The organism is Aneurinibacillus thermoaerophilus (genome assembly GCF_900099925.1).
Classification (GTDB): Bacteria; Bacillota; Bacilli; order Aneurinibacillales; family Aneurinibacillaceae; genus Aneurinibacillus; species Aneurinibacillus thermoaerophilus.
The window spans coordinates 1-11,170 of the sequence record NZ_FNDE01000058.1 but is presented as its reverse complement, the minus strand read 5'-3'; the positions used below and the strand labels follow the sequence as shown (position 1 = coordinate 11,170).

At 44.0% G+C, this 11,170-nt stretch carries 10 protein-coding genes, 7 tRNA genes and 1 pseudogene; 15 read left to right on the top strand and 3 right to left on the bottom strand.

The genetic code is table 11. From position 1 onward, the window contains the following. Window positions 1–3: 3 nt before the first annotated feature. The 7 genes from BLR88_RS17760 (at window position 4) to BLR88_RS17730 (ending at window position 694) form a co-directional block, all read left to right on the top strand. Window positions 4–80, top strand: a tRNA-Arg gene (locus tag BLR88_RS17760). Window positions 81–86: 6 nt separating this feature from the next. Continuing rightward, a tRNA-Pro gene (locus BLR88_RS17755) sits at window positions 87–163 on the top strand. Window positions 164–189: 26 nt separating this feature from the next. After that, window positions 190–266 (top strand) — tRNA-Met (locus BLR88_RS17750). 52 nt (window positions 267–318) lie between these two features. Further along, window positions 319–407: transfer RNA gene (locus BLR88_RS17745), tRNA-Ser, on the top strand. Between the two features lie 16 nt (window positions 408–423). Continuing rightward, a tRNA-His gene (locus BLR88_RS17740) sits at window positions 424–496 on the top strand. Between the two features lie 26 nt (window positions 497–522). Then, window positions 523–614 (top strand) — tRNA-Ser (locus tag BLR88_RS17735). A 3-nt stretch (window positions 615–617) separates the two neighbouring features. Further along, window positions 618–694 (top strand) — tRNA-Ile (locus tag BLR88_RS17730). Window positions 695–797: 103 nt separating this feature from the next. Here the strand turns inward: BLR88_RS17730 and BLR88_RS17725 are convergent. Then, window positions 798–983, bottom strand: coding sequence for a hypothetical protein (locus BLR88_RS17725; protein WP_057897300.1), 186 nt, complete (start codon window positions 981–983; stop codon window positions 798–800). Between the two features lie 184 nt (window positions 984–1,167). On the opposite strand from BLR88_RS17725, the gene BLR88_RS17720 reads away from it, so the two are divergent. The 7 genes from BLR88_RS17720 to BLR88_RS17690 all read left to right on the top strand — a co-directional run bounded on the left by BLR88_RS17720 (window position 1,168) and on the right by BLR88_RS17690 (window position 8,430). Further along, window positions 1,168–1,962, top strand: a complete 795-nt coding sequence (locus tag BLR88_RS17720; RefSeq protein ID WP_057897301.1) for an enoyl-CoA hydratase — start codon at window positions 1,168–1,170, stop codon at window positions 1,960–1,962. A gap of 50 nt (window positions 1,963–2,012) precedes the next feature. Then, on the top strand, window positions 2,013–2,492 hold the full coding sequence (locus BLR88_RS17715) for a DinB family protein (RefSeq protein WP_057897302.1): 480 nt from the start codon (window positions 2,013–2,015) through the stop codon (window positions 2,490–2,492). A 248-nt stretch (window positions 2,493–2,740) separates the two neighbouring features. After that, a complete protein-coding gene (locus BLR88_RS17710; RefSeq protein WP_062731142.1) occupies window positions 2,741–3,415 on the top strand; it encodes a 5-bromo-4-chloroindolyl phosphate hydrolysis family protein in 675 nt (224 codons plus the stop codon). A gap of 31 nt (window positions 3,416–3,446) precedes the next feature. Next, complete coding sequence (locus BLR88_RS17705; protein ID WP_057897304.1) at window positions 3,447–4,550, top strand: toxic anion resistance protein; 1,104 nt, start codon at window positions 3,447–3,449, stop codon at window positions 4,548–4,550. A gap of 168 nt (window positions 4,551–4,718) precedes the next feature. Then, window positions 4,719–5,633 carry a ribonuclease Z gene (locus BLR88_RS17700; protein ID WP_091261464.1) on the top strand — a complete coding sequence of 305 codons (915 nt, stop codon included), beginning with the start codon at window positions 4,719–4,721 and terminating at the stop codon, window positions 5,631–5,633. Between the two features lie 201 nt (window positions 5,634–5,834). After that, window positions 5,835–6,503 carry an HAD family hydrolase gene (locus BLR88_RS17695; protein ID WP_236781938.1) on the top strand — a complete coding sequence of 223 codons (669 nt, stop codon included), beginning with the start codon at window positions 5,835–5,837 and terminating at the stop codon, window positions 6,501–6,503. 436 nt (window positions 6,504–6,939) lie between these two features. Then, window positions 6,940–8,430, top strand: coding sequence for an ATP-binding protein (locus BLR88_RS17690; RefSeq protein WP_254778366.1), 1,491 nt, complete (start codon window positions 6,940–6,942; stop codon window positions 8,428–8,430). A 298-nt stretch (window positions 8,431–8,728) separates the two neighbouring features. Here BLR88_RS17690 and BLR88_RS17685 read toward each other — a convergent pair whose 3' ends face one another. Continuing rightward, window positions 8,729–9,340 (bottom strand): CYTH domain-containing protein, encoded by a 612-nt coding sequence (locus tag BLR88_RS17685; RefSeq protein ID WP_057897306.1) that lies wholly within the window; start codon window positions 9,338–9,340, stop codon window positions 8,729–8,731. 282 nt (window positions 9,341–9,622) lie between these two features. Further along, window positions 9,623–10,300 carry a TerC family protein gene (locus BLR88_RS17680; protein ID WP_057897307.1) on the bottom strand — a complete coding sequence of 226 codons (678 nt, stop codon included), beginning with the start codon at window positions 10,298–10,300 and terminating at the stop codon, window positions 9,623–9,625. Window positions 10,301–10,719: 419 nt separating this feature from the next. Between BLR88_RS17680 and BLR88_RS17675 the strand changes: the two are divergent. Continuing rightward, a pseudogene (locus BLR88_RS17675) lies at window positions 10,720–11,170 on the top strand (hypothetical protein); the annotation flags it as partial.

The window sequence follows — 11,170 nt, the reverse complement described above, 5'->3', positions numbered from 1 at the left end:
AATGTGCCCGTAGCTCAACCGGATAGAGTGTCTGACTACGAATCAGAAGGTTGGGAGTTCGAGTCTCTCCGGGCACGCCATTTATTCGGGAAGTGGCTCAGCTTGGTAGAGCACCTGGTTTGGGACCAGGGGGTCGCAGGTTCAAATCCTGTCTTCCCGACCATGAAGATTCAAATATGTAAGTATTGTGGCGGCGTAGCTCAGCTGGCTAGAGCGTACGGTTCATACCCGTGAGGTCGGGGGTTCGATCCCCTCCGCCGCTACCATTATGTTTGTTTTTATCTATTTGTTTGTATCTCGGAGCGAATTGAATAACACGGAGGGATACCGAAGTGGTCATAACGGGGCGGTCTTGAAAACCGTTAGGGCGCAAGCCCACGGGGGTTCGAATCCCTCTCCCTCCGCCAGTACCCTTTTCCTGTGGCGACCGTGGCGAAGTGGTTAACGCATCGGATTGTGGCTCCGACATTCGTGGGTTCGATTCCCATCGGTCGCCCATTAATATAGAGCGCGATAGATTATGGAGAAGTACCCAAGAGGCTGTAAGGGGCTCCCCTGCTAAGGGAGTAGACGGGTCAAACCGTGCGCGGGTTCGAATCCCGCCTTCTCCGCCATGTGGGCCTATAGCTCAGTTGGTTAGAGCGCACGCCTGATAAGCGTGAGGTCGGCTGTTCGAGTCAGCCTAGGCCCACCATTTTTTTTAATAATTAAGTACAGGAAAAACTCACGAGGTGTATACGAAACCTGGCTTTTTCCATAATGAAAAAAGCAATCTGCGACTAGGGCAGATTGCTTTTTTAGTTGATGGGGGATGGTTGTAGAAATTCAGTATGCCTTTCTTCTTTTTTCATTTTTTCAGCAATAGCTTTGGTGAGGTAAAACTCCAATTCTGAAAAAGACCAGCCTATTGCTTCCGCAAACTTTTCCAGCAACTCTTTTTCTTCCTGAGTCATATGAACTCCAATATAAGTTTTTTTTGTCATGATGTTATCATTCCCCTGATGAAATAAATGATGATTGCTTTACTATATTTACATACTCCCCTAAAGAATGTAAATACTTTTTTCCAAATTTTCGATAGAGCCTAGGATTTTAGTGGAATAATTGTTATGATTGTAGTGTTGAAATATTTTAATTATTTATATTTTCTAAGGAGGTAAACAGAAGATGGCAGACACCCAAACTGTAGCATACAACAATATCCTGTTTGAATTAGACTCCGCAATCGCCTACGTAACGATGAATCGCCCCAATAAGCGGAATGCTCTTTCACTAGAGCATATGCAGGAACTTATCCATTGTTTTGAAAACATTTCAAAGGATAAAAATATATCTGTTGTAATCCTTAAAGGAAATGGGCCGGCGTTTTGTGCAGGACATGATTTAAGTGAGATGGTGGATCAGGAGCCAAGTTTTTATCGCAACCTGTTTGATGTCTGTACAAAATTAATGGAAACGATTCAGTCCATTCCGCAACCGGTTATCGCACAGGTGCATGGAATCGCGACGGCAGCAGGATGCCAGCTGGTAGCTACTTGTGATCTAGCCGTTGCGACGGAAGATGCCCGTTTTGCTACGCCGGGTGTGAAAATTGGCCTCTTCTGCTCTACACCGATGGTAGCGATTTCCCGCGCAGTTGGTCGCAAGAAAGCGATGGAAATGCTGTTGACGGGGGAAGCCTTGTCTGCTGAAGAAGCGGCTTTGGCTGGTTTAATCAATAAAACGGTACCTGCCAATAAGCTTGAAGAAGAGACGAAGGCGTTCGCCTTAAAAATTGCCCAAGCAAGCCCATTTACTGTTGGAATTGGAAAACAAGCGTTCTATAAACAATTGGATATGTCACAAGGTTTAGCTTATTCTTACGCAAAGGAAGTTATGAGCCTGAACGCTACCGCTGCCGACGCTACAGAAGGCATTTGCGCGTTTCTTGAGAAGCGGCAGCCGATATGGAAAGGATGCTAATTGTTTATATACTTATAATTTAAGAAATAAGACAGGAGAAGATGATCAGGATGAAAAATGAACTTGTGCTCAAGCAATTTATTATCGCACGCCGGCGGCTTTTAAAGGCGCTTGAGGATGTTACGGAAGAAATGGCCGCCAAAAAGCCGGAAGGATTCAACAATAATATTCACTGGCATGCCGGACACATTTTGTCTGCAGCTGAGCAGTTTCTGTTTCGCTTGCCCGGCGGCTCTGTGAATATTCCAGATAATTACAAAGATTTCTTTGCGAACGGAACAAAACCGGACGATTGGAAAGAGACACCTCCTTCTTTCCAGCAAATTGTCGCACAGCTTAAAGAACAAGAGGCAAGGGTAAAAGATGGCAAAGATAGCATAGAGGAACGTTTGGATGAAACGCTGGTCCCCCCGTTCACGTTACGATCCGGATTACGGATGGACACGGTCGGCGAATTGATAAACATGGCTATTTATCATGAAGGTGTACATACTGGATATATTAGCGCCATGAAGCGAATTATTGGTTAAGCTTATGGAAAGCGAAGGATTGAACGGATTTTTTATAAATGGGAACATAAGGCAATAGCTGTTCAAGGCGATTGCCTTCTTTTTTTGTGAAAAAAGAACGAGGGGACAATGCCCGTAAGTTTTTCTTATTTTTGATGAAACATAAAAGAAAGACGTATCGTATAAGTAAACATAGGCGAGAATAGGCTTCAAAAAATTCCTATGATAAGATAGAAGTATGCAAAAGACCAATAGCGGGGTGAGATTTGATGAAGGAATTTTTCACCAATGTATGGTGTGTGTTACTATCAAGCACTATAGGATTGGTCAGTTCGCTCGTGTTTTTCATACTGTTTGACGAAGAATTTATACCCGTTTTTTTGCTAAGTGTTGCTACTTTTGCCTTGTCCATGTGGATAGTGAAACGGCGCTACCGAAAGCCGCAAAGATATAATCCAGAAATGGACAAGCATGAAAGAGCCTATATAAAACAAAGTTTGCGTGAGGCGCAGCGCAAGCTAAAAACCATCCGCCGCTTGCAGTTTCGCATTCGCTCTATTATTATCTGGAAAAAAACGTCGCACCTGTATAAAGTAGCCCGCCGTATTCTGATAATTATAGAGGAACAGCCACATCGTTTCCGTTTCGCCCGCAATTTCTTTGCCAGCTATCTTGATTCCACCATTACGATTCTTGAAAAGTATACATTCCTTGCTTCGCAGCCGATACACAGCCAAGAAATGGTCATGGCGCTCAAAAAGGCCGAAGCTATGCTGGATGATATTATTGCCGCGCTGGAAGAAGAACTGATGCAGGTGCTTTCGGATGATGTACTAAACCTCAATGTTGAGCTTGAAACACTGAAAAAATCGCTAGGCATACGACCGGAGTACGTAATTAAGTCAGTAAAGCATGAAGAATATAAGGATAAAATGAAGCGATGAGTCTGTGTTGCAGAAGCAAGGGAGGGAAAGCATGAGGCAATTAAATTTGTATCCTTCTGTTCCAGCTGAAGCGTCTTTTGGAGTGAATCCAGCGTCGCTTGACTCACTTTCCCCGCAACAGCAAATACAGGTAAAAGAGCTGATGTTTTACCTGACGCCAACAAAGCCGCATGTTCTGACCCAATACGGAGCAGAAGTTCAGCAGAAAATGGCGGAGCTTGCTGATAACATGCTGAATCAGGTACGAATACAGCGCGTAGAGGAGCAAATTGGAGCCATTTTGCGCAATTTGCTAGCAAAGATAAAAGAAGTGCAACCGGACAAGCTGTTTGAAGAAAAGCGTGGCTTCTTGAATCGTTTGTTCAACGGATCGGTCGTCAAATCGAAAGAGCGTTTGCTGGTTCAATATCAAAAGGCGAACTATGAAATTGAACGGATGGCAGATATGTTGGAACGTTTACGTCATCAGATGTTGCGCGATTCCACGATGCTTGAAGTGTTATACGAACGGAGCCGGGAGTACTTTAACGAATTGAATATTTACATCGTGGCGGCGCGGGAAAAGTTGAAAGAACTGCAGCAGTACACGCTTCCGAATTTACGGAGTAAACTGGAAGCCGAAGTCGCAGAGGGTGACCCGTTAAAAATGCAGGAACTTATAGATATGGAGCGCTTTGCTGATCGCCTTGAGAAGAAATTACAAGATCTGCTTATAAGTCAAACCGTTGCTTTGCAAACTGCGCCGCAAATCCGGCTCATTCAGGAAAATTATGAGATGCTAATGGAAAAAATCCAATCATCCATTTTAACTACAATTCCGCTCTGGAAAAGCCAGATGGTCATCCTGCTTTCGCTTGTACGACAACGTGACGTTCTGGCGGTGCAGAGGCAGGCGGTAAGCGCGTCCGGAACGCTGCTCAAGCAAACTTCGGCCGCTTTGAAAGAAGCTGACCGGGAAATAAGTCAGGAACAGGAGCTTATGATCGCCGAGTTGGAAGCGTTTAAAGAAACACAGCGCGGTTTGTTGGCTGTGGTAGAAGAAACGTTGCATATGCAGCAGGAGGGAAGCGCGAAGCGCAGACAAATTGAACAGGATATGGATGTAAAACCTATTAGATCTGGAAATACGGTATAGTGGGCCATAGCGCTGATGCCTTCTTCCCATATGCTAAGGTGTATTGTATATCCGGATTTTTTATCGTTTGAGAAAGTATATGCCGATTTAAAGTGATGAAGTCATATATACTTTCTTTTTTATTTTTATACAGTTCATTTTTTAGGATAGAAAAAGGTGAATGAAACGATGTTAAATATCGCTTTGCTGGGTTGCGGTGGCACTATGCCATTGCCGAAACGCTGGCTTACTGCTTTGCTGGCTTCATATCAGGGCAAGATGATATTAATCGATTGCGGGGAAGGTACACAGGTAACGATGAAAATGCTGGGATGGGGCTTCAAGTCAATTGAAGCTATTTGTTTTACCCATTACCACGCTGATCATGTTACCGGTTTGCCCGGTTTGCTGTTCGCCATCGCGAATGCGGGACGGACGGATCCGCTTCTCATTATAGGACCGCCAGGACTTACGGAAGTAGTCCGTGGTATGACGGTGATCGCCCCGTATCTTCCATATGAGCTGCAAACGATTGAACTGTCCGCTCAGGAGCCTACTGTCAGCAAAATTGTTGGGGTTACTGTGCGAACTCTTCCAGTAGAGCATACGGTTCCTTGTTTGGGTTATACGCTTGAGATTGAACGAGGAAGAAAATTTAATCCTGTACGGGCGTCTGAACTGGAGATTCCTGTTCCTTTTTGGGGGCACCTGCAGAAAGGGGAAGAAGTTACATATAACGGCAGGACGTTTACGCCGGATATGGTACTTGGTCCGCCGCGCAAGGGCCTGAAAGTGGCGTATTGCACCGATACGCGGCCGACTGAAGAGCTTGTCGAGTTTATCCGCGGCGCCGATTTATTTATCGGAGAAGGGATGTACGGCGACCCGGAGAGCCTGCCAAAGGCGGAAGAGCACAAGCATATGTTATTTGAAGAAGCGGCAATGCTGGCCTTAAGGGGTGGAGTGAAAGAACTGTGGCTTACCCATTATAGCCCATCTTTATCTGAACCGGAGCAATTTATTGACGTTGCGCGTCGAATTTTTCCACAAACGAAGCTGGGAGAAGATCGAATGACGATTAGCTTGGTTTTCGAAAAAGATTAGACGTCTGAACCGAAACAAAACCATTGGATGCTGCCGTTTTGAATCCAATCATTTTCCCTTGCGTAGTAGCTGATTTTCTACCACAATCCCACATGATTCGATTAATTAAGAATAAATATTCTTATTATGCTTATATCATGTTTTGTTTTAAAAATGATTCCGTAAATAATATGATTTAATTAAAGGAGCGAGGGAAAAGAAGTGAAGAAAGTAAAATACAAATATGGCATTATTTTTGATATGGATAATACGCTGCTTCAATCTAGGATTGATTTCACCGGGATGAAACAGGCGATTTTTAGGTTGCTTACAGAGTATGAATTGTGCGCCTATGACTTTGAATGGCAGGAATTTACAGCTTCTCAGCTTATTGAGATGGCACGGCAGTCAGGGCGGTTGCGACCGGAAGTAGAAGCGCTCATTTGGGAAGCGGTGACAGAGTTTGAGAAACGTGGTATGTATGGGGCAAATTTGGAGCCGTATGTGCCGGAAGTATTGGAATACCTTTCACATGAATGTCACTTAGTTGTGTTGACCAACAATGCGCAGGAGGCGGCGCAGGAAGCGCTGCACAATACCGGAATCGCTCATTATTTCGATTATATTGTCGGTCGTGAACAGATGACAGTGCTAAAGCCTTCGCCATCAGGCATTCATTATATTTTGCGCTATTATCCTGATGTACCTTCGGAGCGATGGATGCTAGTTGGAGATTCCTGGATTGACGGCAAAGCTGCGCAGGACAGCAACATACGTTTTGCCGCTTACAAAGGAAATATAAAGGAAATGGAAAAGTGGAAAGTGCATCCGGTTCTTCATATAAACGATATGCGTGAACTGATACAGTCATTGGTATGGAAGACAAAATGAGAAAAAAGGGGAATATCATTTATTATTGAAAAAAGCGAGGCGTTTTCTATATTGGCCTCGCTTTTTCTTCTTATTGAGCATTGTTTTTGTTTATTGCAACGAAATTCTTGCTGTGATGGCAATACATAAAGTTGCTGAAAAGAGGGGAGGAATAGAGAATTTTATGCAAATTCCACATGAAGTGGACATTTTTTAAAAATGTAGAAGCAAAATAGGAAGGGTGTTATATTATTTCTAGCAAAATGAAACTATAACAGAGTTGAAAAGAAGTAAAGAAGTTGTCGTGATATTTTTATTTGCAAACAAACTTTTTTGTTTTTTATCCATTCATCCGGCGGAAAATATTTTATTCCGGCAACCGGGTAGCCATTTCTTAAAAATGATAGAATAGAACGTATAATAAAAGGCAGCAGGCAAGCATAAAAAGGCGTAGATTATGCGAAAAGGAAGATTGGCAGTGAACAAAAGAGAAGAGATTCATCATACGGGTGAAGCATCGTTCGGTGTTCAGGACGGAATGATTCTGGAACATTACGGTGTAAACGAGCTTCATTTCGATTCCGTCAAGAATTACCGCAACCGCTTTCTGGCCGTGAAGCCGAATCATCCTTGGAATGGACTAGAAACGAAAGAATTTCTCTATAAGATTGGAGCTTGGGGCAAGCGGCGCGAAACAGGAAAAGAGGGACTGACACTCGCGGGCTTACTTATGTTCAGCGAGGAAAGAATTATTACCGAGGTATTGCCTCATTATTTTCTTGAGTATCGTGATGAAACTGGGACGGCCTATGATGAGCGATGGACGGACCGAATCACTTCACAGGATGGTACATGGTCCGGCAACTTATTCGATTTTTATTTTATGGTTATGCCGCGGCTGATCGCAGGACTTAAAGTACCGTTTCAGTTGCAGGGAACGCTGCGGCAGGATGAGACAGCCGTTCATACTGCTCTGCGCGAAGCGTTGGTAAACGCAATTGTGCATGCTGATTATAGCGGTGAGCGTGGTATCGTGGTGACAAAAGAGAGCGATGGATTCGTCTTTTCAAATCCGGGAACGCTTCGCGTACCGCCGCATCAGGCGTTTGCGGGCGGTGTGAGCGACTTGCGGAATCCGAATGTGTGCAAGATGTTTCTGCTTATAGGTCTGGGCGAGCGTGCCGGCTCCGGGCTTTCCAACATTCGACAAACATGGCGGGAACAAGAGTGGAAAATTCCGCAAATTTCGCAGCAAGAATCACCGGCCAGGACGACGTTTATTTTACGAATGATATCCGCTTCTGAGAGCGAAATAGAAGCAGAAAAACGAACAATCGAAAGCTCCTTAAATAAGGAAGGGTGGTCCGTAAATAAAGAAATCAACTCCATAAACAAGGAGTTTAAGTCCGTTAATAACGAGTTTTACTCCGTAAATAAGAGGGAAAACTCCCTAAATAAAGGTATTAACTCCGATAATAATGAATGGAACTCATTAAATAACTGGCTGAACTCCTATAATAAAAAGATTGGCTCTGTAAACAAGTCCGTAAATAATAGAACATTGGCTTCTTTTGAAAAAGAATCGAAAGAGTGGCTGCAAGAAGATAATGTTGAGGAGCATGTGGGTCCAGAAGCGGAAGAAGGAGCTACGGGAGAGGTGGAAAAAGTGGAAGTAAAGGAAGAGGAAATAACGGATGAAGAGCTTTGGCAAATGGCTGAAATCGCCAGAAAGCGGAAACGTCTCAGCCCTAAAGTGATGGAAGAAGTTATTTTGCGTTTATGTGCGCAGAAACCATTACGCCTTAAAGAATTGGCGGATATGCTGGAGCGGACGCCAGATGGTTTACGAAACAATTATTTAGGGAAACTGCTTAAGGAAAACAAGCTTCGTCTTAAATACCCGGATCAAGTGAATCACCCGAAACAGGCATATATAACAGTTAAATAGAAAATGAGGTGCTAGACAACCGATTGTATCATGATATGTTTATGCGCCAGCGTTTTGCACCTCGTTTTTTTAACATGACACGCGAGAAGTCCCCTTCCTCTACGCCTCCGGCGTAGGTGAGGATGAATTGCGATAATATTTTCATACTTGCTTTTGTTCATCTACAAGGAAAGTGATTTACAACATATGCTTATTTTCCTATGGCTCGATATTTTGTGTAGCGATAGGTGAGAAGGGTGGGAGAAACAGTCGGTTGATAAGCACGAATATTTTCCTGGGAAATAAAAAGTTGGTATGCTTATTTGAGTTCTTGAACAATGGCTTCTTGTAAGCGCTGGTACTTGCTTTTTTGGTTTACCGAGTACGAATATCCCATCTTTGTTAACATCTGCATGACGCGCTGGCAGGCGGCTTCATCCTTCATTCCTTCGATTTCAAGCTCATATTCTTCCTGGCCGTTCGGAAAGAATGTGCGATCTAGCTCAAATGTATAATCGTCTATTATGTGCAAGATTCGACGTTCGTTGTGCAGCGTGCCGCGCAGAACAAGTTCTGACGGTGTGATCAGACGGTAGATGGCTTCTTGACCTTCAGGAGGTAGCAAATTTACTAGAATTTCCGGTTTTCCCCGGCCTTTCACAAACATATCTGGGGATATTTCTGTTTCTAATTCAATGGCAGATATGGCGGAAGATTGGCTTTTTTGCTTAATTTTTGCGCATAGAATCCAGGTGCCGTTTTCTTCTCGTACACGCAACATAACCCCATTCTTACCCATATAAAAGTCGGGAGTGTCGAAGTAATAATTGGTTTGCTGAAGGAGAGGCTTTTCTGGATCGGCGTATGCCAGCAGTTTTTCATACGTCTCTTTTGTCACCATAAGCTTTAGTTCTTGTTCTCGTTTTGGCATTTGAATCTCCTTTGTTCACAGATCATTTTACATTCGTTGCTTATAATAGGGAACGGAGAGAAAAAAAGCAACAGTGCGTTATATTGTAATCCTGATTACTGTTTTGTTCGATATGCTTTGGGAAATGTGTACATATGTATAGATACGTTTGAACTTTAATGAGGGGCGGAAATTTTGGTTTATAATTTTCGATATTTTTTGGATAATATACGTAAGATTACAAATTAGAACGAGTTTATAGTGAGAAGGCGCCGAGCGTAATGTGGCGCCTTCTTTCTCACCTTACGAATAAGTAGCAGATTTCTTTTGTTTTTTGCGTCTGCCGATTAGGAGCACACAACCGATAACAAGAATGGAGAAAAACCACTTAAATTCTGGGTTAGCGGTAAAATAGACGGCCAGAAAAGGCTCCTCCGTAATCATTTTGGCGGCGGTCCAGGCAATTACACCGCAGCCGATATAAATCAGCGAAGGGAAACGTTCAATCCACCCGATGATAACGGTGCTGCCCCAGACAACGATAGGAACGCTGATAATAAGACCAAGCACGACGAGCAGGAAGCTGCCATGCGCAGCTCCGGCGACAGCCAGTACGTTATCCAGTCCCATGATCGCATCGGCGATAATAATGGTGCGAATAGCCATCCAGGTATTTTCGCCCGCTTTAATATGCTCGTGCTTTTTTTCTTGTACCAACAATTTGTAAGCGATCCAGATAAGCAGTAACCCGCCGGCCAGCAATAATCCCGGAATGTTAAGCAACCAGACGACGAGTAGCGTCGCAATAAGGCGAATAACGATCGCGCCAATTGTACCCCATACGATTACTTTCTTCTGTTGTTCTTTCGGCAAATCGCGGGCCGCCATACCGATAACAATAGCGTTATCGCCAGCAAGCACCAGATCGATAACCAGAATGGCCAGCAGCGCGGAAAAAAATTCTGCTGAGAAGAATTCCATTATACATCAGTCCCTTCATTTTAATATTTTCACCAAAGGAAAAGACCTTTACCCAACCGGATAAAGGTCTTTAATACTTAATGCAATATAAAAAGACCTTCACCCGTTATGGCAAAGGTCTTGCTAACAACAAATCATGTTGCCAACAAAGCCGGAGGCTGTAAACCTCGAAATGACGACTTTGCTGTCCAGCTACTCCCCTTTGGATTTCTACTTTTAGAGTAAAAAAGGAAGCTTCTGTAGTCAATTCTTTATTTTTGATTGATTTCCAGCCATGAATAAGTTTTTTAACATAACACGCGAGAAGTCCCCTTCTTCCACGCCTCCGGCGTAGGTGGGGGATGAATCGTGCTTCTTTTTCCCTTCTATTCGTTGTATACTAGGAATGTACGTTCGTATTGAGAAAGAAGGGGATTCGAATGATTCGAACCGTAAAAGTCGCTTTTACCGCATCCCGCTTCACCATAGATGCCCTGTTTGCCTTACATCGCTTCTCGGCAGAGGTGTGGAATACGTGCTTGACTGAAGCGAAAGTCTACTACCAGCAAACCGGGCAGTGGATCGGTAAAACCGAACTACAAAAACGCTTGAAGCGTCGTTTCCTGATGCACAGCCAGAGTATACAAGCTGTGTGCCACAAATATCTTTGGGCGCGAGATAGCGCACATCAGGCCCGAAAGGAAGGGCACACGAACGTCCGCTATCCATATAAGCAAAAGAAGTATTTCAACACAAAGTGGGCGGCGGACGGTTTTACCATTCATCCTAACGGACGCATCTCGTTGCGTCGCGGCATCTGGGAAGGCAAGCGTCAAGCACCGAACCCGCCGGGTTCGCATACATGCGCCATTGACCCGGGTGAAATTCATA

Excerpts from the sequence above, each read along its gene's own strand:
- BLR88_RS17705 (WP_057897304.1), top strand. The coding sequence starts at position 3,447 with ATGAGGCAATTAAATTTGTATCCTTCTGTTCCAGCTGAAGCGTCTTTT.
- BLR88_RS17710 (WP_062731142.1), top strand. The coding sequence starts at position 2,741 with ATGAAGGAATTTTTCACCAATGTATGGTGTGTGTTACTATCAAGCACT.
- BLR88_RS17700 (WP_091261464.1), top strand. The coding sequence starts at position 4,719 with ATGTTAAATATCGCTTTGCTGGGTTGCGGTGGCACTATGCCATTGCCG.
- BLR88_RS17720 (WP_057897301.1), top strand. The coding sequence starts at position 1,168 with ATGGCAGACACCCAAACTGTAGCATACAACAATATCCTGTTTGAATTA.
- BLR88_RS17685 (WP_057897306.1), bottom strand. The coding sequence starts at position 9,340 with ATGCCAAAACGAGAACAAGAACTAAAGCTTATGGTGACAAAAGAGACG.
- BLR88_RS17715 (WP_057897302.1), top strand. The coding sequence starts at position 2,013 with ATGAAAAATGAACTTGTGCTCAAGCAATTTATTATCGCACGCCGGCGG.
- BLR88_RS17680 (WP_057897307.1), bottom strand. The coding sequence starts at position 10,300 with ATGGAATTCTTCTCAGCAGAATTTTTTTCCGCGCTGCTGGCCATTCTG.
- BLR88_RS17690 (WP_254778366.1), top strand. The coding sequence starts at position 6,940 with ATGCGAAAAGGAAGATTGGCAGTGAACAAAAGAGAAGAGATTCATCAT.
- BLR88_RS17725 (WP_057897300.1), bottom strand. The coding sequence starts at position 983 with ATGACAAAAAAAACTTATATTGGAGTTCATATGACTCAGGAAGAAAAA.